19 protein-coding genes are annotated in these 23665 nt (G+C 41.5%); 12 read left to right on the forward strand and 7 right to left on the reverse strand.

Annotation, left to right across the window (positions count from 1 at the left end):
• Nucleotides 1-101 precede the first annotated feature (101 nt).
• The 3 genes from GMA13_RS00875 to nth are packed head-to-tail and all read right to left on the reverse strand — an operon-like array spanning nucleotide 102 to nucleotide 2967.
• Nucleotides 102-488, reverse strand: a complete 387-nt coding sequence (locus tag GMA13_RS00875; protein ID WP_255882291.1) for a DUF3783 domain-containing protein — start codon at nucleotides 486-488, stop codon at nucleotides 102-104.
• Between the two features lie 15 nt (nucleotides 489-503).
• On the reverse strand, nucleotides 504-2315 hold the full coding sequence (lepA, locus tag GMA13_RS00880; protein ID WP_255882292.1) for a translation elongation factor 4: 1812 nt from the start codon (nucleotides 2313-2315) through the stop codon (nucleotides 504-506).
• A gap of 16 nt (nucleotides 2316-2331) precedes the next feature.
• The gene (gene nth, locus GMA13_RS00885; protein ID WP_255882293.1) at nucleotides 2332-2967 is read right to left on the reverse strand and encodes an endonuclease III; all 636 of its coding nucleotides are present in this window, start codon (nucleotides 2965-2967) and stop codon (nucleotides 2332-2334) included.
• 132 nt (nucleotides 2968-3099) lie between these two features.
• Between nth and GMA13_RS00890 the strand changes: the two genes are divergently transcribed.
• The 3 genes from GMA13_RS00890 (at nucleotide 3100) to GMA13_RS00900 (ending at nucleotide 6123) form a co-directional block, all read left to right on the forward strand.
• Nucleotides 3100-3834, forward strand: coding sequence for an HAD family hydrolase (locus GMA13_RS00890; protein ID WP_255882294.1), 735 nt, complete (start codon nucleotides 3100-3102; stop codon nucleotides 3832-3834).
• Between the two features lie 96 nt (nucleotides 3835-3930).
• On the forward strand, nucleotides 3931-4626 hold the full coding sequence (locus GMA13_RS00895) for a DNA alkylation repair protein (RefSeq protein WP_255882295.1): 696 nt from the start codon (nucleotides 3931-3933) through the stop codon (nucleotides 4624-4626).
• Between the two features lie 105 nt (nucleotides 4627-4731).
• On the forward strand, nucleotides 4732-6123 hold the full coding sequence (locus tag GMA13_RS00900) for a dockerin type I domain-containing protein (protein WP_255882296.1): 1392 nt from the start codon (nucleotides 4732-4734) through the stop codon (nucleotides 6121-6123).
• A gap of 54 nt (nucleotides 6124-6177) precedes the next feature.
• Here the strand turns inward: GMA13_RS00900 and GMA13_RS00905 are convergent, their stop codons facing one another.
• Nucleotides 6178-8550 (reverse strand): cation-translocating P-type ATPase, encoded by a 2373-nt coding sequence (locus GMA13_RS00905; protein ID WP_255882297.1) that lies wholly within the window; start codon nucleotides 8548-8550, stop codon nucleotides 6178-6180.
• A gap of 255 nt (nucleotides 8551-8805) precedes the next feature.
• Here GMA13_RS00905 and spoIVB point away from each other — a divergent pair, with 255 nt between their 5' ends.
• Both spoIVB and spo0A read left to right on the forward strand, forming a co-directional pair.
• The gene (spoIVB, locus tag GMA13_RS00910; protein ID WP_255882298.1) at nucleotides 8806-10026 is read left to right on the forward strand and encodes a SpoIVB peptidase; all 1221 of its coding nucleotides are present in this window, start codon (nucleotides 8806-8808) and stop codon (nucleotides 10024-10026) included.
• A gap of 319 nt (nucleotides 10027-10345) precedes the next feature.
• Nucleotides 10346-11116 carry a sporulation transcription factor Spo0A gene (gene spo0A / locus GMA13_RS00915; RefSeq protein WP_255882299.1) on the forward strand — a complete coding sequence of 257 codons (771 nt, stop codon included), beginning with the start codon at nucleotides 10346-10348 and terminating at the stop codon, nucleotides 11114-11116.
• 141 nt (nucleotides 11117-11257) lie between these two features.
• Here the strand turns inward: spo0A and adhE are convergent, their stop codons facing one another.
• Nucleotides 11258-13876: a bifunctional acetaldehyde-CoA/alcohol dehydrogenase gene (gene adhE / locus GMA13_RS00920; RefSeq protein ID WP_255882301.1), complete on the reverse strand. Its 2619-nt coding sequence runs from the start codon at nucleotides 13874-13876 to the stop codon at nucleotides 11258-11260.
• A 721-nt stretch (nucleotides 13877-14597) separates the two neighbouring features.
• Here adhE and GMA13_RS00925 point away from each other — a divergent pair.
• On the forward strand, nucleotides 14598-15512 hold the full coding sequence (locus GMA13_RS00925; protein WP_255882302.1) for a hypothetical protein: 915 nt from the start codon (nucleotides 14598-14600) through the stop codon (nucleotides 15510-15512).
• An 80-nt stretch (nucleotides 15513-15592) separates the two neighbouring features.
• Here GMA13_RS00925 and GMA13_RS00930 read toward each other — a convergent pair whose 3' ends face one another.
• A complete protein-coding gene (locus GMA13_RS00930; protein ID WP_255882303.1) occupies nucleotides 15593-16081 on the reverse strand; it encodes a deaminase in 489 nt (162 codons plus the stop codon).
• A 317-nt stretch (nucleotides 16082-16398) separates the two neighbouring features.
• Here GMA13_RS00930 and GMA13_RS00935 point away from each other — a divergent pair, with 317 nt between their 5' ends.
• From GMA13_RS00935 to GMA13_RS00960, 6 genes are all read left to right on the forward strand, one after another.
• Nucleotides 16399-17235 (forward strand): transporter substrate-binding domain-containing protein, encoded by an 837-nt coding sequence (locus GMA13_RS00935; protein ID WP_255882304.1) that lies wholly within the window; start codon nucleotides 16399-16401, stop codon nucleotides 17233-17235.
• A 128-nt stretch (nucleotides 17236-17363) separates the two neighbouring features.
• On the forward strand, nucleotides 17364-18095 hold the full coding sequence (locus GMA13_RS00940) for an amino acid ABC transporter permease (RefSeq protein WP_255882305.1): 732 nt from the start codon (nucleotides 17364-17366) through the stop codon (nucleotides 18093-18095).
• Nucleotides 18085-18825 carry an amino acid ABC transporter ATP-binding protein gene (locus GMA13_RS00945; RefSeq protein ID WP_255882306.1) on the forward strand — a complete coding sequence of 247 codons (741 nt, stop codon included), beginning with the start codon at nucleotides 18085-18087 and terminating at the stop codon, nucleotides 18823-18825. Before GMA13_RS00940 ends, GMA13_RS00945 begins: the two co-directional genes overlap by 11 nt.
• A gap of 458 nt (nucleotides 18826-19283) precedes the next feature.
• A complete protein-coding gene (locus tag GMA13_RS00950; RefSeq protein ID WP_255882307.1) occupies nucleotides 19284-20261 on the forward strand; it encodes an FtsX-like permease family protein in 978 nt (325 codons plus the stop codon).
• A gap of 161 nt (nucleotides 20262-20422) precedes the next feature.
• Nucleotides 20423-21517 (forward strand): hypothetical protein, encoded by a 1095-nt coding sequence (locus tag GMA13_RS00955; RefSeq protein ID WP_255910236.1) that lies wholly within the window; start codon nucleotides 20423-20425, stop codon nucleotides 21515-21517.
• Nucleotides 21517-22194: an ABC transporter ATP-binding protein gene (locus GMA13_RS00960; RefSeq protein WP_255882309.1), complete on the forward strand. Its 678-nt coding sequence runs from the start codon at nucleotides 21517-21519 to the stop codon at nucleotides 22192-22194. The genes GMA13_RS00955 and GMA13_RS00960 overlap by 1 nt, the downstream gene beginning before the upstream one ends.
• A 215-nt stretch (nucleotides 22195-22409) precedes the next feature.
• On the opposite strand, the gene glyA is transcribed toward GMA13_RS00960, so the two are convergent.
• Nucleotides 22410-23663, reverse strand: a complete 1254-nt coding sequence (gene glyA / locus GMA13_RS00965; RefSeq protein WP_255882310.1) for a serine hydroxymethyltransferase — start codon at nucleotides 23661-23663, stop codon at nucleotides 22410-22412.
• Nucleotides 23664-23665: the final 2 nt, after the last annotated feature.

Consider the following 23665-nt stretch of genomic DNA (forward strand, 5'->3'; position numbering starts at 1 on the left):
TCACCGCCCAAAGCTTATATAAATAATTTAACCGGGTATCCATTGCGGATATCCGGTTTTTTGTCGCATAAAGCTCTTTTATCAGCCGCACAGCGTTACGCTTAATTTGCGGCTTTGTTTCTGTTCATTTCCTCATGGTCAGCCTTGACAGCCTTATAAAGCTGTGTGCTGTTCCAGCTTATGTTTGTCGGTGTGAGCATCGCCTTGAGGTCAATCCTGCCAACTCCATATTTATAAAGCGAACGCAAAAGCGCCTCAAGCTTAGTATTATTCAAACCGCAAATAAGCATAAGCTCATCTGTAAAGCCATCTCCGCTGAATTTTTCATCAGTCGGCTCAATATCCTTTATTCCTGCAAGATAGCCGAGAGGCTGTGAATATTCATTAATGCTCACAGCCTTTATTCGGATTTTAAGCGGCAGTAGCGCACGCTGAATTTTTGCAAGCCGTTCATCACTGAAATTGTAAAGCAAAACAGTTTCTTTCATAATCACTTCTCCGTTTTATTCCGTGTCAAGCTTCAGCACTGCCATAAACGCCTCCTGCGGCACTTCTACACTGCCGAGCTGGCGCATACGCTTTTTGCCTTCCTTCTGCTTTTCAAGCAGTTTTTTCTTTCTTGTAATATCGCCGCCGTAGCACTTTGCAAGAACGTCCTTGCGCATAGCCTTAACTGTTTCTCTTGCGATAATCTTTCCGCCGATACACGCTTGAATAGGCACCTCAAAGAGCTGTCTTGGAATTTTCTCCTTTAACTTTTCTGCCATTTTTCTGGCTCTGCCGTAGGCTTTGTCAGCGTGAATAATGAACGACAGCGCATCTACAACCTCGCCGTTTAAGAATATATCAAGTTTAACAAGCTTGCTTTCGGCATAGCCGTTAAGCTCATAGTCAAACGAAGCATAGCCTCTTGTACGTGATTTGAGTGTGTCAAAGAAATCGTAAATAATTTCTGCCAGCGGAAGCTCATAGTGAATGTCAACTCTGTCGGAGTCTATATAGGTCATATCCTTGAAAACTCCTCGTCTGTCCTGACAAAGTTCCATAATGTTGCCGACATACTCGGACGGAGCGTAAATGTGTGCGTTTGTCATCGGCTCTTCGGCCTTTGCTATAAGTGCGCTTGACGGGTAGTTTGTCGGGTTGTCAATCATCATAACGCTGCCGTCGGTCATTGTCAGGCGGTAGCTTACGCTTGGCGCAGTTGTGATGAGGTCAAGGTTATACTCACGCTCTAAACGCTCCTGTATAATCTCCATATGAAGAAGTCCCAAAAAACCGCAGCGGAAGCCGAAGCCGAGAGCCACAGAGGTTTCCGGCTCAAACGAAAGTGATGCATCATTAAGATTGAGCTTGTCAAGAGCATCACGCAAATCAGAGTATCTTGCGCCGTCGGCAGGGTAGATACCGCAGTAAACCATCGGCTGAGCCTCACGATAACCGGGAAGCGGCTCTTTGGCGGGGTTTGAGCTGAGTGTTACGGTGTCGCCAACCTTTGCGTCCTTAACCGACTTAATAGCCGCCGCAATGTAGCAAACCTCGCCTGCGTGAATTTCCTTTGCAGGCTCAAGTGAGGTTGCTCGCAGATAGCCACATTCAACAACGGTAAAGCGTGATTTTGTCGCCATAAGCTCAATTTCATCGCCCGTTTTGAGTTTTCCGTCCATTACTCTTACATATATAATTACGCCCTTATAGGAGTCATAGTATGAGTCAAATATAAGCGCCTTAAGCGGTGCGCTGTCGTCACCCTGTGGTGCAGGAATATCGGTTACAATTTTCTCAAGCACAGCACGAATATTTATACCAGCCTTAGCCGAAACCTGCGGTGCGTCCTGTGCAGGTATTCCGATAACGTCCTCTATCTCGTTTATTACACGCTGAGGGTCTGCTGAGGGCAAATCAATCTTGTTGACTACCGGTACAATCTCAAGTCCGCTGTCAACTGCAAGATATGTGTTTGCAAGCGTTTGCGCCTCAATGCCTTGCGAGGCGTCAACAACAAGAACTGCTCCCTCGCAGGCGGCAAGGCTTCTTGATACCTCGTAGTTAAAGTCAACGTGGCCGGGAGTGTCAATTAGGTTAAAGGTGTATTCTTCACCGTCATCCGCCTTGTAGTTTAGCGTTACAGCGTGTGCCTTTATTGTAATTCCTCTCTCCCTCTCTAAGTCCATATTGTCGAGAAGCTGGTCCTCCATATCTCTCTGAGCTACTGAGCTTGTCTGCTCCAGTATTCTGTCGGCAAGCGTGCTTTTGCCGTGGTCGATATGCGCTATTATGCTGAAGTTCCTTATTTTATCTCTTGAAAATGACATTCAATCACCTTTTTCGTTATTTTGCGTTTGATGCGCTTGGGCAGAAGTCCTTCATACAGCAGAGTTCGCATTTGGGGCTTCGTGCCTGGCATACTGCTCTGCCGTGCAGCACAAGCCTGTGGCAGAAATCGTTTGACTCGTCCTCAGGTAATATTAACCTTAATATTTTCTCTATCTTCGCAGGGTCTTTTATGCTGTGAAAGCCAAGCCGAGAAGTTATTCTTATGCAGTGCGTGTCAACAACAACGGCACTTTTATGAAAAATATCACCGACAACAAGGTTTGCTGTTTTTCTGCCAATTCCGGGCAGAGTGATAAGCTGCTCTATTGTGTCCGGCACAACACCGCCGAAGTTATCCTTAAGAGCCTTAGCCATAGCCACAATATCCCTCGCCTTTGTTTTGTAAAGACCGCAGCTTTTGATGTATTCCTCAACCTCGCTGACATCGGCGTTTGCAAAATCATCAACTGTTTTGAAGTGCTCAAACAATGCAGGCGTTACAATATTTACCCTTGCATCGGTGCATTGTGCGGCAAGCCGTGTTGCTATAAGAAGCTGCAACGGATCATCATACACAAGTGAGCAGATTGCGTCTGGATATTCTTTTTTTAACGCTTCTATTGCCATAAGCGCACGCTGTTTATCTGTCATTTCGCACCTCCGTATAATTCACCAATTATTCTACCACAAACAGACAGTTTTGTCACCTTTTAAGTTTACATTTTGTTGTCGCTATGGTATACTTTTGCTGGAAAATTATATTAATGGCAGGTGGAAATTCCTATGTATCAAAACTATATTTTTGATTTGTACGGAACACTTTTTGATATAAGAACAGATGAGGGTATGGAGTCGCTTTGGGAAAATATGGCGTCGTTCTACACCTTCAACGGCGCAGCCTATGCCCCTGAGCAGCTTGAGGAAAAATACTGCGAGTATGTGGCGGCTGAAAAGGAAGCTGTAAAGGCAAAGCATCCTAAATTCACGAAAATAGATATAGAGATTAAAAATGTATTCAAAAAGCTCTATACTGACTGTGACGTTAAACCGTCAAGAGAGCTTGTTGAAATAACCGCAAGGCTGTTCCGTTGTCTGTCAACCACAATGCAGGTAAAGCCATATGACGGAGTGTTTGACCTTTTTGAATTGCTGCACAGTAAGGGTAAGAAGATTTTCCTGCTGTCAAACGCACAGCGCAGCTTTACCGAGCCTGAGCTAAGGGCCGCAGGAATTTACGACAAATTCGACGGTGTGCTTATCAGCAGTGACGCACTTTGCTGTAAGCCGGACGTTGCTTTTTACAAAAAGCTTTTTACTAAGTTTGATCTTAAAAAGGAAGAAAGCATTATGATTGGCAACGATGCAACCTCTGACATTAAGGGTGCAAATGATTTCGGAATTGACTCGCTATATATCCACACAGAGATTTCACCTCAGCCTATGCCTGAAAATGTTGACAGCACATATGTTGTTGAGGACGGAAATTTCAGAAAGATAGCACAGCTTATTGTGAAATAAAGGCTAATGGTATAACACAGCCCCACACGTTTTTTTGGTGTGGGGCAGACTTATTTAAGACGACAAGTACGATTAATTAAATTACAGAGGTATAATATGAGCTTTGATTATGACAGAATATACAACAAAATTTTTGAGCTTTCCGATGAAAAGTACAAAAGCTTTCATTCATCACTTGTTCCGGGTAATGACAAAATTGTCGGAGTAAGAGTGCCAAAGCTCAGGTTGCTTGCAAAGGAGATTGCAAAGGCAGATAACTGGCGTGAGTTTTTGCGCTGTGAAAGCCGAGGTCTGTATGAGGAAGAAATGTTGAAAGGCATTGTAATCGGTATGGCTAAATGCGGAATTGATGAAAGGCTTTCACTTGTAAAGGAATTTGTTCCGCATATTGACAACTGGGCGGTGTGCGATATTTTTACGGGAGGACTTAAAGTGTTTAAGAAAAACCGTGAGCTTATCCTGCCGTATATTGAACAGTGCCTCTTATCAAATGAGGAATTCACTGTTCGCTTTGCTGTCTGTATGCTGATGGATTATTTTGTCGATGATGAGTACATAGACTTAACTCTTGACCGAATATCCGAAATAAAACGCACAGATTATTACGTTATGATGGCAAGAGCGTGGGCGTTGTCGGTATGCTTCATCAAATATCGTGAAAAAACGCTTGAACTGTTCAAGTCAAACAGGCTTGACAAAGTTACGCAAAATAAAGCTATTCAAAAGTGCCGAGAGTCATTTAGAGTATCTGATGAGGATAAGCGGATGTTAAAGTTGCATAAACGAGAATGATAAAATTCGGCAAAATTTACAGTTGAAAATATTCACCAAACTGACGGAGATAATTACTTTCATAGGATAATTAAATAAAGTATTTTCTTTCGTGCGGTGATGATTATGAAAAAGCGCATTGCTGCTGTGCTTTTGGCAGTCACTCTTGTCCTTTCGTGTTTTGAAGCAAGAGCATATACATATTATGATGTATCAAAATTAATGAATGCCGATGATTTTCGTTCCTGTGCAGACTCGTCCGGAGGAATTTTTCTTTCCGCAAAGTATGGCTCAGCTCTTGAGTTTATGTATATAAACGGCAGCGGAGCCTCAGGGTTTTCATTTGAGCCTGACGGTCTGACGCTCGAAGCATTTTCGGGCAGCAACGGTATTGTCGGTGCCGTGCTGAGTGGAACAGATGTGAGTGAAAACGGGGTTAATATCTCTCAGCTGCAAATTCTGACGTATGATTTCAAGAAAAATTTCAATGATATAAACACTGTAAGTGCAACAATTGCAGGCAGGGATAGCTTTGCTCTTGGCAAGAACGAATATTATATCTTACAGGATGACCTGAAAACAATAAGAGCATACAGCTTGGACAGTGTATTTAAGTTCAGTGTGAGGTCATTTCGTCCTGTTGATCAGCTTTTGTATGACAGTGCCGCAGATTGTCTGTATGTAGTTTACAGTGACGGTATCGGTTTGCTTGACGGTGATGTTCTGTATGATTTGGGCAATCTTCAAACACCTGTTACATTGTGCGGAAAATCTGCCGTCATAAGCAGCAGCGGCAGGGTGTATGCGATAAACGGCAGAACAATAAAAAGCCTTTGCACGGTACCGAGCAGCAGCTGTGCTGTAATCAGAAATATGGTATACTATTCTGACGGAAGTATGATTTATTCTATGTCGGGCAGCGGTGAGGTTTTATCATATCTCGACACAGGAGAATATATTTATCAGCTTTTTCCCTGCGGAACAAAAGTTGGCGCATTGAATGACAGCGGAGAGCTTATGACGGTAGCTGCCAATGAGATGGAACCTGTGGTTAAGCCAACCCGACCCGAAGCTTCAAGTGATTCAAAGCCTCCGGAAAGCATAAGCTCTGAGCTGAACGGGAAGGGTGGAATTACCTCCGATTTATACACTATTGATAACAGTGCGATGACGGTGACGGGAATTAAGCCACAAACTACTATTGCGGTTTTTAAAACGAATATAGATTACAGCGACTATAAGGCTGTGTTCAGAAATTATGACGGTAAGACAAGGACAAGCGGAAATGTAGGTACAGGCTTCACCGCAGAGTTTACGGGAGCTGACAAGAAAAGCTACACGCTGATTGTTTCGGGTGATTTAACGGGTGAGGGCAATGTAAACAGCCTTGATGTCAGAAGTTATATGAGGTGCCTGTGCGGCAAGGCTCAGCTCGATTTTCCGTTTAAGGCGGCGCTTGATATAAACGGTGACAGCGAGTGTGATGTGCTTGATTTGCTCGTTGCGGCTAAACAATAGAACAGAAAAATAAAGAGCTGAGGTTTTAAAATTACCTCGGCTCTTTTTGTTGGTTTAAATTTCTATTTTAATCATTTTATGAAGTTTCATTTTATCCGCAGTTTTGTTGAATACAACGAAAAGCACTGCGCTCAAAGCTGTTATTACTGATATTAAAATCAGCATTCTGACGCTGAACGGGTTTGTTCCGAAGAACCACCCGAACACCGTAATGCCAAGTGCCAGTCCGCCGGCACATACCGTTATCAAAGCCGTTCTTATTGCGTTGAACGGAATACTGATTTTTGTGATAAGCATAATTCCTGCAATAGACAGAATGACAACCTGAAGCGTTGAATATTCAATGTCAGTTGTTCCGAATGTAATGTGAAGTATGACGTTAGCCACAGTCATAAGTATAACAACAAGTGCGCAGGGCAAAGCCCTTGATATGACATTGATAAAGAAATTTCCCTTGACTCGCTCGTGGTTTGGCTCAAGAGCCAGCACGAAGGACGGCAGACCAATTGCAAATGCGCTTACAAGAGTCATCTGTATTGGCTCAATTGGGTAGGAGAGTGGTAGAAAGACGAAAAGCAGGCTGAGTATAGATGAGTAGATTGTCTTTACAATAAAGAGAGAAGCACTGCGCTGAATGTTGTTTATTGACCGCCTGCCTTCAGCCACAACACGGGGCATTGAGGAAAAGTCAGAATCCATCAGCACAAGCTGAGAAACATTTCTTGCCGCCTCACTGCCGCTTGCCATTGCAACACTGCAATCAGCCTCTTTGAGTGCGAGTACATCATTTACGCCGTCGCCGGTCATTGCAACAGTGTGACCTGCCTCTTTAAGCGCAAGAACAAACGCCTTTTTCTGGTCGGGCGTTACTCTGCCGAATACGGAGTATTTCAAAATAGCTTCTTTAATGTCCTCGTCGGTTTTGAGGGTTGAAGCGTCAATGTATTTATCATAATTTTTAAGACCTGCTTCCTTTGCTATGCTTGCAACGGTATGCACATTGTCACCCGATATTATCTTAAGCTCAACACCCTGTGATGCGAAAAACTCAAGCGTGTCGTGTGCGCTGTCACGAACCTTATCCTTGATAACAAGGACGCCAATCGGCTCTAATTTATCGGGCAAGCTTTCTCCGTTGAAATCGCTCGCGGAGTGAGCAACGGCAAGAACTCTGTACCCGTTTGAATATTCTTTAATTGATTCGGATACGCTTTCGGGGATAATATCCTTGAAAATGAATTCCGCCGCACCGAATACAAGTGAGCCGTCATTGCCAAAGTACGCACCGCTCCATTTTTTTGCGGAAGAGAACGGATGGATTTTTACCGCCGTTTTGTTACTTGTGCCGTTAAACATTGCCTTAACGGCATTATAGGTTGGGTTGTCATCGTTAAGAGAAGCTGTCAAAGCGTTCAAAGCGTCCTTAAATTCCTCATCTGTTGTGCCGTTTATGGGTATAGCTTTATGCACAACCATATTACCCTCTGTGATAGTACCTGTTTTGTCAAGACACAGCACATCAACCCTTGCGAGCGTTTCAATGCAGTACAGTTCCTGAACAAGTACATTGTGCCTTGAAAGTCTTATAACACCTACGGCAAGCACGGTACTTGTCAGCAGGATAAGTCCTTCCGGAATCATACCGACTAAGGCGGCGACAACGTGTGTTACAGTTTCTTGAATGTTGCCGTTGTTTTGAAAGAATTGATTGAACGAGAGCAACAGACCAATCGGGAAAATTGCAATAGAGATTATTTTTATTATCCTGTTCAGCGTTCTCATTATCTCGGAATTGACCTTTTTAACATACTTGGCTCCGCTGAACACTGTTGAGGCATAGTTGTCGTTTCCAATATGCTCCGCCTTGCAGCGGCATCTGCCGCTTACAATAAAGCTGCCGGATAGAAGTGTGTCGCCTGGCTTTTTATGTATTGGTTCAGATTCACCTGTCAAAAGCGATTCATTGACGTCAACCTCGCTGTTCATAACGATGCAGTCGGTAGGCACCTGATTGCCTGAGGAAAGCTCGATTATGTCGTCAAGGACAATATCATTAATTGAAATTTCCTGTATCTTGCCGTTACGCACTGACTTGACCTTGGCTTGGTTTATTATCGATAGCCTGTCAACAGTGCGCTTTGCTCGAATCTCCTGAAAAATGCCGATTGCAATGTTTGCAAGTATGACAACCATAAAAAGCATATTCTTGTAAGAACCGACAAGCAACACTGCTATTGCAAGGATTATATTAATAAGGTTAAACAGTGTGCAGATATTGTCGGCAAAAATGCGGGGTATGCTTTTTGTCGGCAGGGTAGATTCTTTGTTGTAAAGTCCTTCCCTTAAGCGGCACTCTACTTGTTCGGCGGTAAGTCCGTCTTTCGCCGTTGGGTTGAGTCGCTCAGGCAGGCTTGCTTCGTTGTTCATTTTATCACCGACTTTCAATAATTTGCGGATTATATTTCCGCATTTTTTTAATAATATCATAAGCGGAAATTTTTTACAATAATATTATGATTTGAGTTGCGTTGTTTTTCCACAAATGAAATTTTTTTGAAATAAGTGTTTTTTCAAGCTGTTTTTTAAAGGTTTGCGGATAAAATTGCTTTGGAATATATTTTTGGGTGATTATACCGCCGCTTTTGATTAATGCTATTAATGCAGGAGCTTGGAGGTGATAAAATGAGAGCAAAAAAAATATTTAAATTTTGTTATACGGTGACAGCTTTGTCTGCTCTTGCGCTGTTTGGCTGCACTGCGTTCTTTGCGTCTTCAATACCGGATAGCTTTACTGTGACAGATGAAAGCACAGTGCAGGGTTTAAGCGCAATGCCGGCACTGACCATTGTAAAGGACGAAAAAGTTAACGCAAACGGAGAAGGCGGAAACGGACAGCTTGTGTTTGCTAATATATTTCCCGTTAAAAGCGTAAGTATTACAAGCCGTGAGGATATTAAGGTTATACCCGGCGGCACACCGTTTGGCGTTGAAATTTTCACAAGCGGAGTTATGGTCGTAAAAACAGAGGAGCTTGCGTCAAACGGCAGAAAAAGCAGTCCCGCTGTTGACGCTGGTATAAAGGTTGGCGACACTATAAAAAGCGTAAACGGTGATGTTGTGCTGAACAATTCGCAGCTTTCTAAGCTTGTCAATAAAAGCAACGGTAAGCCGCTTGTGTTTGAGGTTAGCAGAGATATGCAGGACTTTACTACAAGCGTTACTCCGATTAAAATGGGTGAGAACAACTACAAAATAGGACTTTGGATACGGGACAGCTCGGCAGGCATAGGCACAACTACCTTTTATTGCAATGAAAACGGTGGATTTGCAGGGCTTGGGCACGGCATATGTGACGTTGACACAGGAGGACTTATGCCGCTTGACCACGGTATGATTTTAAATGCGAGTATAGACACGATTACAAAGGGCATAGAGGGAACACCCGGAAGCCTTAACGGGCACTTTGAGTTAGGCGCAGTTGGAAAGCTTAATGATAATATGGAAACAGGCGTTTACGGAACTGTAAATAAAATGCCGGACAATCTGGAAAATGAGGTTTCCGTAGCCTCAATTCAGGAGGTAAAAACAGGCAAAGCCACATTGCTGACAACCTTAAACGGGGACGAGCCGGGCGAATATGACATTGAAATAGAGAGCATAGGCTATGATGAAAACAACAAGACAAAGAATATGGTTATAAGGATAACAGATGAGGAGCTTAAAAGCAAAACAGGCGGAATAGTGCAGGGTATGAGCGGAAGCCCGATAATTCAAAACGGCAAGCTTGCCGGTGCAGTTACACACGTATTTGTCAATGCTCCCGACAAGGGTTATGCAATTTTTGCCGAGAATATGCTGTCTGATTATGCAAGGTCAACAGGGCTGTATGATGAGGCTGCTTAAAGTGGCTTTAGGCGGAAACATTATGCTCTTACGCAACAACAAAGGCAAGCTCTCAGGTTAAGAGCTTGCCTTAATGCTTGTGTTGCGTTATTTTATATTGAATCAATGTCAACTCCAAATTGTTGGAAAAAGCGAGATTATGGCGAGTGCTGAATGTTATCAGCGAGTTTTATTACAACTCGTCTATTATGGTCGGCTAAATTACGATTACAAAAATAATGAATATAAAATTTTTTTAAAAAAGTTTCTGTAAGCTCTTGCATTATTTACCAAAATATGGTAATATTGGTACAACAACAAAACAGTTAGGGGATATAAAATGGAAAATAAGATTTTAGCAATTTTAACAGCAGAACCTCAGGAATTTAGCAGAGAACAGCTTGCTCATTTTGACAAATGCGGTATTGAACTGTCGATTTGCGGCAAAGACGGAATTGAGCTTATGGAGCGGATTAATACGCTGAAGCCGAGAATTGTAATTGCCGATTTGTTTTTGAAGAAGATTGACGGAATCGGAGTTTTGCGCAGCGTAATTAACCAAGGTGAGAATCCGCCGGAGTTTGTTATGCTTTCAAGCTTTGACAGTCCTGTGCTTGAGCGTGAGGTGATAAACAGCGGAGCGTCGCTGTTTGCTTCATATCCCGTTGATACTGCCGCTCTTGCGCAGGAGATAGCAGGCCTTGTTAATGGCAGCAAGAAAGACAATATCCGTCACCTGAGCGAAGCAAAGGGCGATTCAATAGAGATGCAGGTGACTGAGATTCTGCACCAGATTGGTGTTCCTGCACATATTAAGGGCTATCACTACCTGAGAAGGTCGATTATTATGTCGATAGAAACTCCGGAAATTATCAACGCAGTTACAAAGAAGCTTTATCCGTCGGTTGCTAAGCTTTATGAAACAACCTCTTCAAGGGTAGAAAGAGCTATTCGTCACGCTATTGAGGTTGCGTGGGACAGGGGAGATGTTGATGTACTGAACTCTTATTTTGGATATACTATTCACAACGGCAGAGGGAAGCCGACAAACAGCGAGTTTATTGCAATGATTTCTGATAAGCTGAGATTACAGCTTAAAAATGCAGGTTAATACAAAGACACACAAAAACAGAGCCTTGGCTTTTGACGGTCAAGGCTTTGCTTTTTTAGTTTTAGCTTAATAATAAAAGCAGCGGCGGCATACAGAGAAATCTGTATGCCGCCGCTTATTGTTGATTTTATTTATTAGCGATTATTTATTCTCGCCGTAGTAAGCTGCGAGGTACATATCCTTGATTTCGCTCATAAGCGGATATCTTGGGTTAGCGCCTGTGCACTGGTCGTCAAATGCGTTTTCAACCATTTCATCAAGAGTTGCAAGGAAGTCCTCTTCCTTAATGCCGTACTCTGCGATAGTCTTCTTGATGCCAACCTTAGCCTTAAGCTCGTCAATGCCCTTGAGGAAGTTCTCAAATACTTCTTCGTCGCTGTTGCCTGTGAAGCCGCAGAAACGTCCGCACTCTGCGTATCTCTCAAGAGTATGCGGGTACTTGTACTGTGAGAATGTACCCATCTTTGTCGGAACCGAGCAAGCGTTGAACTTCATAACAAGGTTGATAAGAAGTGCGTTTGCAACGCCGTGCGGGAGGTGGTGATAAGCGCCGAGCTTATGAGCCATTGAGTGGCAAACACCGAGGAATGCATTGGCAAAAGCCATACCTGCCATTGTTGAAGCGTCAGCCATCTTCTCTCTTGCTTCCGGATCGTTTGCACCGTTCTCGTATGCGCTCGGGAGGAATTTGAAGATGTTCTTCATAGCCTTGAGTGCAAGACCGTCTGTATAGTCAGTAGCCATAATGGAAGCGTAAGCCTCAAGTGCATGTGTCAAAGCGTCAATACCTGATGCGCTTGTAAGACCCTTAGGCTGGTTCATCATATTGTCAGCGTCGATAATAGCAATATTCGGGAGAAGCTCATAGTCAGCAAGCGGATACTTGATGCCTGTGTTCTCGTCTGTGATAACGGCAAACGGAGTAACCTCAGAGCCTGTACCTGATGAAGTTGGGATAGCAACAAAAGTAGCCTTTTCGCCCATCTTCGGGAAGGTGTAAACTCTCTTTCTGATATCCATAAAGCGCATAGCCATATCAAAGAAGTCTGCTTCCGGATGCTCATAGAGAACCCACATAATCTTAGCTGCGTCCATAGCAGAGCCACCGCCAAGTGCGATGATTGTGTCAGGCTCAAATGCTCTTATCTGCTTAACACCCTCAAGTGCGCAGCCGAGTGTCGGGTCCGGAGCAACGTCGAAGAAGCACTGATGCTGAATACCCATCTCGTCGAGCTTCTCCTCTATGCCCTTAGCGTAGCCATTCTTGTACAGGAACTGGTCTGTAACGATAAATGCCTTTTTCTTGCCCATAACTGTGCCAAGCTCATCAAGGGCAACCGGCATACAACCCTTCTTAAAGTAAACCTTTTGCGGTGCTCTGAACCAAAGCATATTCTCTCTCCTCTCGGCAACAGTCTTTATATTGATAAGGTGCTTAACGCCAACGTTCTCAGATACTGAGTTGCCGCCCCAAGAGCCGCAGCCAAGTGTGAGTGACGGAGCAAGCTTGAAGTTGTAAAGGTCGCCAATGCCGCCATGTGATGACGGAGTGTTGATAAGAATACGGCAGGTTTTCATAGCCTCGTAGTGCTTTTTAATTTTCTCTGTTTCTGACGGATGAATATAAAGTGAAGATGTGTGGCCGTAGCCGCCGTCTGCAACAAGTCTTTCAGCCTTTGCAATAGCGTCATCAAAGCTTTCAGCCTTGTAAAGTGCAAGTACAGGGGAGAGCTTCTCGTGAGCGAACTCCTCGCTGATGTCAACGCTTTCAACCTCACCAATAAGAATCTTTGTGCTTTCCGGAACGTCAACGCCTGCGAGCGCAGCGATTGTGTGAGCCTTCTGACCAACAATCTTAGCGTTAAGAGAGCCGTTAATGAGGATTGTCTTTCTTACCTTATCAAGCTCGTCGCCCTTAAGGAAGTAGCAGCCTCTTGATTGAAATTCCTTCTTAACTGCATCATAAACATCAGCAACAGCTGTAACAGACTGCTCAGATGCGCAAATCATACCGTTGTCAAATGTCTTTGAGTGAATGATTGAGTTAACTGCAACCTTGATGTCTGCTGTTGAATCAATAATAACAGGTGTGTTACCTGCGCCAACACCAAGAGCCGGCTTGCCTGATGAATAAGCAGCCTTAACCATTCCCGGACCACCTGTTGCAAGAATTGTGTCTGAATTCTTCATAACCTCGTTTGTAAGCTCAAGTGACGGAATGTCAATCCAGCCGATAATTCCCTCCGGAGCGCCTGCTGCAACTGCTGCGTCAAGAACAACCTTTGCTGCTGCAATAGTTGACTTCTTTGCTCTTGGGTGTGGGCTGATGATGATAGCGTTTCTTGTCTTTAAAGCGATAAGTGTTTTGAAGATAGCTGTTGATGTCGGGTTTGTTGTCGGGATAACTGCTGCGATAAGACCGATAGGCTCTGCAACCTTTTTGATGCCGAATGCCTTATCTTCTTCAATTACGCCGCAGGTTTTCTCATTCTTAAATTTGTTGTAGATATATTCTGCTGCATAGTGGTTCTTGATAACCTTATCTTCTACAATACCCATGCCTGTTTCCTCAACCGCCATTTTTGCGAGAGGAATACGCTCTTTGTTTGCAGCGATTGCTGCTGCCTGAAAGATTTTGTCAACCTGTTCCTGTGTGTAGGTTGCAAATACCTTCTGGGCTTCTCTCATAGCGTTCATTTTAGCAACGAGAGCTTCAACATTATCGATGATTTCCGGTACTGCTGTTTCTTTCTTAGCCATGATTTTCTCCTCCATTTAGTAGTAGATTAATAAATAAAATCAACAGAAGTCTTGTTTCTTTCTTTCTGCAGTTTCATTATATGAGATTGTTAAAAAATTGTCAATATCTTTTTCAGTGAAATTATTGTAAAATCCGCCTTGTTTTTCCGCTTATATTCTGCCGGCGGAACAGTGCGGATTTTTGATAGTCTGTTTTGTATATTTTCTATATTACACGCAACAACATTTATGAATTTTGACGATTAATTTGTCGAATAAAGTCAGTAAGCTGCAAGGCAAAAAGAGTTTTGAACAACATTTTTGCAATTAAGTTTTTAATCTTTGGATAAAACAGAGAATTAAAATTTCCTGTCAAAATTGATTATTTTGAAAGTAGTGTTAATTCGTATTTAACAAATAAAATTTTATAGGAAACAATAAATTATTGTGTGATAATTTAAAAAATATAAACAAATACTAAAATCTGTATGATATTCCAAAAAAGCCCTACTAACATTGGCGATTATGTGTATTGAAAAAAATAAATAATAATGGTAAGATTTAATTGAAAAGAGCATAAGTCAAAATCACGTAAAAATGGGGTGATTCCGATGTACAGAGGTTTGTGTGAAATTACTTAAAAATTATTAAATTCAAGGAAGCTCACAAATAAAATTTAACTGATTATATCAATTCTTTTAGTAGTATTATTATTAACACAGCAGAAAGGAGAAGCAAGCTTATGAAAACAAGATTAAAGGCTATGATCGCTGTAATGCTGATTGTTTTAACAGCGGGTGTGTTTATTGTGCAATCCTATGCAAGCGGCAATTTGAACCTTGGTGCTGCCGATAATAAGGAAACAGAATACAGTGATGAATACAGCACGGGCTATATTGACACAGCTGTTACTAAAACAGCGTCCGGCAGGTTCCAAAATGATAAGCTTGCAGGGACGCAGAAAAAGTTAGAGCTTGACGGACAAATGATTACGCTTAAGTATGATTATTCGTATAACGATAATGAAATTGCAGTTGATAAAAGAGCAGACGTTTACGGCAGCGAGGACATTTTTATTGATGAAAACGGAACAGCATACCACTATTTATATGATACCGATAAATTCCTTGGCTTTACAAATCCATCGACAAATTTAGACAAAATTAAAGGAAGCATTAAAGTAAATAAAGAAACGGCTGTAGATGTTGCAGCAGATTATTTGTCAAGCTTTGTGGAAAATTTTGAAGATTATGTATATACCGAAACGGTTGAGCAAGACGTCGGAGGCGTCGGAGTCTATGACGTCAGATTTTATTATTACCTTAACGGTGTAAAAACTGACGATGTTGCTCGTGCGTGGATTACGCCGAACGGCGGTGTATTTTCAGCGTATTGCTTTAATATGGGCAAATATTCCCGTTATCAGGGCAAGAGCTTACAAATGCGAAGCGACGATAATGCAGCATATGCCGATTTGAGTGATACAAATAACAGCGGTACAAGCGTTCAGGCTTATTTGCAGGCGGCAAAGAAACATAATATTGACGATAGCTATATTACAACCACTGATGATGGTCAGCTTATGCTCTATACCTTCAGCTGTGACGGCACACCTGAGAGACATAAGGAGGAAATGCTGCCGATTGATGTAAAATAAATTTAATTACTGTTAGCTAATTTAGATAAACAGGGTGCAGGAAATAAGCTTGTGTTTTCTGCACCCTGTTGTTATATATATCAATACCCAAAAACGCCGTCAAGGCTTTCATCGTTGTGAATCCAGTCCTCAACATAAATTGCAGTAAATTCCGTTTTTGTATTTCTGATAATAACCTTTTTAATTCCCGAATTGATTATCATTCTTTTGCACATAGCGCACGAGTTTGCGTGATCAATATATTCGCCTGTCTTTGCGTTCTTGCCAACAAGGTACATTGTTGCGCCTATCATATCGTTTCTTGCGGCATGTATAATGGCGTTTGCCTCTGCGTGAACACTGCGGCACAGCTCATATCGCTCGCCCCTTGGGATATTCTTTGTTTCTCTTATGCAGTGGCCAAGGTCTATGCAGTTTTTCCTGCCTCTTGGTGCGCCAACATAACCTGTTGAAATAATTTGGTCACGGTTGACTATAATTGCGCCGAAATTGCGCCGCAGGCAGGTGCCTCTTTCTAAAACCGTTTCGGCAATATCAAGGTAATAATTATTCTTGTCGATTCTGTCCATTTTGCTCGCCTCCGAACTGTTTTATTATATAAGTATATAATATCGTATTTTGCGGTGATAATCAACAGATTAAGCGTATTGATGAGTAAAAAATTTATTTTATTTTTAAGCTATATTGCCTTTGTCTTGTTCGGTAAAGCTTAAAGCGCAATATGAATTTGAGGGAAGGAGCTATTGTTAATTCTTATACGGAAAAAACTGTGTTTTATGTGAATTAATTTGCTGATTTTCAGATAATTTTATTCATTTCGCTTGCAATTTGGCGCAAGCTATATTATCATATTATTTAACAATATGTTAAGAAAAGAGGACACAAAATGAAGAAGAAAATCATTTCCGGCTTACTCGCATTATCAATGCTTTGCACAGCGGCAGTTTCGCTTACAGCTTGTAACTCAAGTTCAGACTCATCAAGCTCTCAGCCTTCTGCAAGCAGCACTGAAGCAAAAGTTAAGAGCATCGACGATCTCGCAGGCGCAAAGATTGGCGTTCAGCTTGGCACAACAGGCGATATTTACGCAAGTGACTACGAAAAAGAGGGTTCAACCATTGAGCGTTATAACAAGGGCGCAGACGCAGTTTTGGCACTTACACAGGGCAAGATTGACTGCGTAATCATTGACAACGAGCCTGCTAAGGCTTTTGTAGCTGCTAACCAAGGTCTTAAGATTCTTGACGAGCCGTTTGCAGAGGAAGAATATGCAATCTGCGTTGCAAAGAACAATACAGAGCTTAGAGATAACATCAACAAGGCTCTCAAGGAGCTAAGAGAAGACGGCACAATCGACAAGATTATCAACAACTACATCGGCGATGACACAAAGGGAAAGACACCTTATGAAACTCCGGAAGGAACAGACACTTCTAAGGGTGAGCTTCACATGGCAACTAATGCAACCTTTGAGCCGTATGAGTATCAAGAGGGCGGTAAGGTTGTAGGTATTGACGCTATGATTGCACAGGCAATCTGCGACAAGCTCGGATATAAGCTTGTTATCGACGATATGGACTTCGACGCTATCATTACTGCTGTTCAGTCAGGTAAGGCAGATTTCGGTATGGCAGGTATGACTGTTAATGAGGAAAGAAAGCAGTCCATAAACTTTACCGATACATACACAAAGGCAAAGCAGGTTATTATTGTTAACGGGTAATTTGATTTAGAGTTCGCTGGCAACACAGCTGCGCTTTCGGCTTTTGCTTAAAGCACGGCTGTGTTGCAGTTTTGAACGGATTAAATAATTGTTGAACGGCAAAGCCTTTCAAATAAGGAGGAAAGTAAATGGAACAATTCTTTTCCGAGATAGCGGCAAGCTTTGAAAGAACCTTTATCACAGACGACCGTTGGCTTCAGCTTTTGGCGGGCCTCGGTGTTACTGTTGAGATAACCCTGCTTGCGGCTGTTATCGGTGTTGTACTCGGCTTTCTAATAGCTATTGTGCGCTCAACGCACGATATGCAGCTTATGGGCAGAAAATGCTCCAAGCCGAGCGACTATCTTCTTAAGGTTCTCAATGTAATTTGCAATATTTACATAACGGTTATCAGAGGAACGCCGGTTGTTATTCAGCTTATGATAATTTACTACGTTGTGTTTGCTTCTCTGCGTGAGGGCATTATTGCGGCGATTATCGCTTTCGGACTTAACTCGGCGGCTTATGTTGCAGAAATTGTTCGTTCGGGTATTATGTCGATTGACAAAGGTCAGTTTGAGGCGAGTCGTTCACTCGGCTTTGACTACAAGAGCACTATGATTCACGTTGTTATTCCACAGGCGTTTAAGAATATTCTGCCTGCTCTTGGCAACGAGTTTATCGTACTTGTTAAGGAAACCTCTGTTGCCGGCTACGTAGCGCTTAAGGATTTGACATATGTCGGAAATCTTATCCGTTCCCGTACATATGAAGCTTTCTTCCCTCTCATTACAATTGCAATAATATACCTCATAATTGTTCTTATCCTTACATTCTTCCTCAAAAAGCTTGAAAGGAGGCTGCGCAACAGTGACCACTGATAATGTACTTATTAAAGTAAATGGTTTGAAGAAGTCGTTCGGCGAGGTTGAGGTGCTCAAGGGTATCAATGCCGAAATCCGCAAGGGCGATGTTATGGTTGTTATCGGAGCTTCCGGCTCCGGCAAATCAACCTTCCTGCGCTGTCTTAACAAGCTTGAAGAGCCAACAGGCGGAGAGATACTCTTTGAGGGAACAGACATAACCGACCCGAAGGTGAACATCAACCTGCATAGACAGAAAATGGGTATGGTGTTCCAACAGTTCAATTTGTTTCCGCATATGACGGTGCTTAAAAATATGACCCTCGGCCCAATAAAGCTTTTAAAGCTTGAAAAAGCAGAGGCTGAAAAAAGAGCGATGGAGCTGCTTGAAAGGGTTGGACTTGCAGACAGAGCAAACGCATATCCTAATCAGCTTTCCGGCGGACAGAAGCAGAGAATAGCCATTGTTCGTGCGTTATGTATGAACCCTGACGTAATGCTGTTTGACGAGCCGACAAGTGCGCTTGACCCTGAGATGGTTGGCGAGGTGCTTGATGTTATGAAGCAGCTTGCAAAGGACGGAATGACAATGGTTGTTGTAACCCACGAAATGGGCTTTGCAAGAGAGGTTGGAACAGAGATAGTGTTTGTTGATGACGGCGTTATCTTAGAGCAGGGATCACCTGAGGAATTCTTCAAAAATCCGAAAAACCAGAGGCTCAAGGACTTTCTGTCTAAGGTGCTGTAAGCTTAGTTTGAATATTAAAATATAAACGGCGAATCATTTTGATTCGCCGTTTATATTTTAATAAATAGCTTACTTAATAGCCTTAAATGAAAGTATTTGTATTACTAATAACATAAAAAATTGCAGGTAGTACTTGACAAAAACAAAAAAAGTGATATCATCAATATATATTATAAAATGACAAATAAATACAAGATTAGTTAAAAGTGCCATTATATAATTGTTAACATTGAGAATATTATTCTCGATGTGTTTTTTGCAAAACTATAAATGTATCGGGACTTCAAAAAATCATTTACGGTATAACTTAAAGAAAAGGCGACATATTTATGAAAATAAGCAAAATCATATTTTCTCGTTTGTGTTTCTATTTTTATTCTAATAAGCTCGTTTTTGTACTTTTTTCACTTGGATGTTTTATGTGTGCTATAAGCTTTACGTATTTTTATGGAAATACTATGCCATCAAAGCTTTTGCCGTCAAAAGAGAATAATATTAATTATTTCGAGTTTAGCATAAATAACAGCGAGGATTTTTCCAAGTTGTTTTCAAACGATGTTTTAGTATCGGATGAGGTTGCAGATATTAGGTTTTATCACACTTTTGAAAATAATGAGTTGCCGAAAAATCTACAAGATGAAAGCTCGTCTTATTTTAAGCTAAGTGCAGGCTTGATTTCAGAAGACCATATATTTCAGGAAAAGGGCAGGATAGAGTTTACTGAAGAGGAAAACCAAAACGGCGAAAATGTGGTTATTCTCCCCCAAGATTATAATATGATGGCAATACAGTTAGGGGATGAAATAACGCTGTGCGGTTGCAAATTTGAGGTTATCGGTTTTCACGCCGGTTGGGATCAACTAATTATTCCCCAAAAAACAATGCAAAATTTGAACATAGGTATAGATTCTTTTGCGTTGTATATGAAAAACGGAGTAAGCAGAGAAGAGAGCGAAAAGTTTATTTCGGAGGTTAATTCGTGTGTTTCCGTAGCGCAGGTTATCAGTTCTCCTCTTGAAATGTACAATGCGGCACAAAGGCAGGATTCCGGAATAATGGTTTTACTGTCTGTTGTCTATATTATTTCTATTACATCATTTATGTTCCTTATGAAGTTTATGGTGGACAAAAGTAGAAGAGAAAATATAATTTATTCTATCGTAGGTGCGACAAAAAAGAAGGTTGTTTCTATTTTGCTTGCCGAGAGTGTAACGATTACCGCAATTATTTCGTTTCTTGCTGTTTTTGTTCATATACTATTCTACGAGTCGTTCTTTTCACAAATAAATACTGAGCAAGGAATAATTTATAACGCCAATGATTATTTCCTAATTACAGCATTTATGATTATGCTTTCTCTGTTGACCTCAATTCCGTTTGTGTTTAGTTATATGAAGTGTTCGATTGTTGAGAATAAGAATAAATATAACTTATGATTTTGGAGAAAAATATGAAAAGTATAAAGTTAATACTTAGTTTCCTTTTTAAAAGTAAGACTGCGGCAATAATACTTGTATTTTCATATATGTTGGTTTTGTTTGTTGCTAATACAGCTTTTGCATCGTATAGATATATTTCCTATACGAGGGATATCTTTGTGAATTATAACAGTCCAAATATGTTGTATTGTGCGTTTGATTATGATCCGTCAGAAATAATGAAAGAGAGCGGGACCGACCCAATCAACGATAATCTAAATAGAATTGAGAATGACGCTAAAAAATATAATGCATATGAACCTTTTTTAAAGGATCAACATTTTATGTGCAATTACAGCGGACATCAGATTGTAGGCAAAATATATGATAAAGCAATGGTAGAGAAATATCCGATGCCACTTACAAACGGAACCTGGGAAGATTTATCAGATAAAAGTACTGATGGTGTTTTTACCGCTGTTGCATCAGGGGCTCAGTTTGATGGCGAAAAAATAGGCAATATTGTTTATATCAGCGTTAATAGTGAAAGCTCTCAGCCAAGCTATATAAAGGTTAAAATAGTCGGCAAGCTTGCTCCACCCAATGCGGTTCCAACCTTTAACCAGTCAGGTAGTATAGTAACTGCCGATTCTATGTTTGGCAATTTAAATGGACTTGTTTTTTTAAAATCAGAAGAACTGTATAATAAAATAAATTCTATTTCTAAATATGCAATTGTAACTTCGGGAAATTTTATAACCGGTGTTTCGTCGGAAACTAATGAAATTGAGCAGGAGAAATACATAGATTTTTTGAAAAATCAGTTTTTAGTTAAATCCTATGATGAGATAAAGCTTGAATCTGACGAAAAAGTTGGCAGAGAATTACGTCATAAAATGCCTGTTCCTTCTTTTCTGCTGCTTATTGTCAGCTTTTCTCTTTTGAGTATTTCTGTATTGTTTGTCAACAAAAACATAAATGACCATGCCATTTACTTTTTGTGTGGTTGCAGTAGAAAGCGAAGCTCTGCAATTGTTGCCTGCGGCATTGTGCTTTTAGGTGCGATTGGCGGAATTATAAATATTATTTATATATTGTGTTATAATACTCTGTCTGCACTTAGTGTTTTAAATATAGGAGATGTTTTGTTTGACGGAATATCAATACTATTTACTGCATTGTATTTGTTCGTAACGGTTGGCATTTCGGTTGCTTTGGCACTAATTATTTTCAGGAAAAGCACACCAATAGAAATATATCGGAGAGTTGAATAATGATTAAAGTTGAAAATCTAATTAAAACATATAAACTTGGCAAGAATCTGTTCTATGCGCTTGATGATGTTTCGTTCACTATAAACGACGGTGAGTTTGTTGCAATCTGCGGAACATCAGGTGCAGGAAAATCTACATTATTGCATATTCTTGGCTGTCTTGACAAGGCTGACAGTGGGAAATATTATATTGATGGTGTCGATGTTTTTTCGCTGAATGATTCTAAAACATCTAAACTGCGAAATCAAAAGATTGGTTTTGTGTTGCAGGACTTTTCGTTAATTAATCAGAAAAAAGTAGATTTTAATGTAATGTTGCCAATGTATTTTAATAAAACTTCCGGCAGTCAGATGAAAATAAAGGCAGATAAAGCGTTAAAAGCAGTTGGACTGGATGAACAGCAAAATAAAAATGTAAACCAGTTATCAGGAGGACAACGGCAAAGAGTAGCCATAGCAAGGGCAATTGTAAATAGTCCGTCAGTTATTTTTGCAGATGAACCTACCGGTTCTCTTGACTCTAAAACATCTCAGTCAATAATGGAATTGTTCAAAGAGTTAAATGATAAAGGTATAACAGTAATTATTGTTACTCACGATAAAGAAATTGCAGCTCATTGCAACCGACTGATAGAGATGAAAGATGGAAAAATTGTTTTTGACAGTAAAAATAGCTAAATTCAGTTTTATCTTTTTGTTATAATTATCCGTGCAATTAATATGAATAAACCGTATAGCAAGGTGATTAACCTGTGCCATACGGTTTTGGTTTTCTTTGAAAATTGTTAATCCGTAAAAACACCCCTTCGCATGAACTGCCTCCAAAAGTGTCTAAACTTTTGGGGTTACTTCATCAATGGGGTGTTTTTGTAATATTATATTTTATTTAAGCATTATTCGTAAAGAGGATATTTTGCGCAAAGCTCGGTTACGCCGGCTCTTACTGTATCTGCGTTGCCCTCAAAGTCCTCTGTTACCATTGTTATGAACTCGGCAATCCTGTCCATATCGTCTTCTTTGAAGCCTCTTGTGGTTACTGCCGCTGTACCCATTCTTACACCGCTTGTTACAAACGGACTTCTCGGCTCGTTTGGAACGGTGTTCTTGTTTGCGGTGATGTAAACCTCGTCAAGGCGGTGCTCAAGCTCTTTGCCTGTAAGCTCTGTGTCCTTTAAGTCGAGCAGTAAAACATGGTTGTCTGTGCCGCCGGATACAAGCTTGTGACCTCTTGAAATAAGGCCGTCAGCAAGAGCTTTGCAGTTTTTGACAATCTGCTCGCCGTAAACCTTGAACTCAGGCTTCAATGCTTCGCCGAGGCAAACAGCCTTTGCAGCGATTGTATGCATAAGAGGGCCACCCTGCGTGCCGGGGAATATAGCCTTGTCAATTGCCTTTGCAAACTCCTCCTTGCACAGGATAAGACCACCTCTGGGGCCTCTTAAGGTCTTGTGGGTTGTTGTTGTAACAAAATGAGCGTGCTCCACAGGGTTTGGATGAACTCCTGCTGCGACAAGTCCTGCAATGTGCGCCATATCAACCATAAGGTATGCGCCGCAGGCGTCTGCAATTTCACGGAATTTCTTGAAATCAATAATTCTTGGATATGCGCTTGCACCGCATACAATGAGCTTCGGCTTGCACTCCAAAGCCTGCTCCATTACCTTGTCATAGTCAATTCTGTGTGATTCAGGGTCAACCCCGTATGCAACAAAGTTGTAGTATTTTCCGCTGAGGTTTACCGGTGAGCCATGGGTGAGGTGACCGCCCTCACTTAAGTTCATACCCATAACGGTGTCGCCCGGTTCAAGCATTGCAAAGTATACAGCCATATTAGCCTGTGCGCCGGAATGAGGCTGTACATTTGCGTGCTCTGCGCCGAAAAGCTCGCAGGCTCTTTTGCGTGCAATCTCCTCGACAACGTCAACACACTGACAGCCGCCGTAGTAGCGCTTGCCCGGATAACCCTCGGCGTATTTGTTTGTCAAAACACTGCCCATAGCCGCCATAACGGCAGGTGAAACGATATTTTCTGAGGCTATAAGCTCAATATTTCTTCTCTGTCTTTTAAGCTCCTCGTTCATAGCGCTTGCAACATCGCTGTCATAATCGCCGAGGAAGCCTATTGTATCTACCATATCCTTGTACATTT

The sequence above is a fragment of the Ruminococcus sp. zg-924 genome (assembly GCF_024433635.1).
Classification (GTDB): domain Bacteria; phylum Bacillota; class Clostridia; order Oscillospirales; family Acutalibacteraceae; genus UBA7067.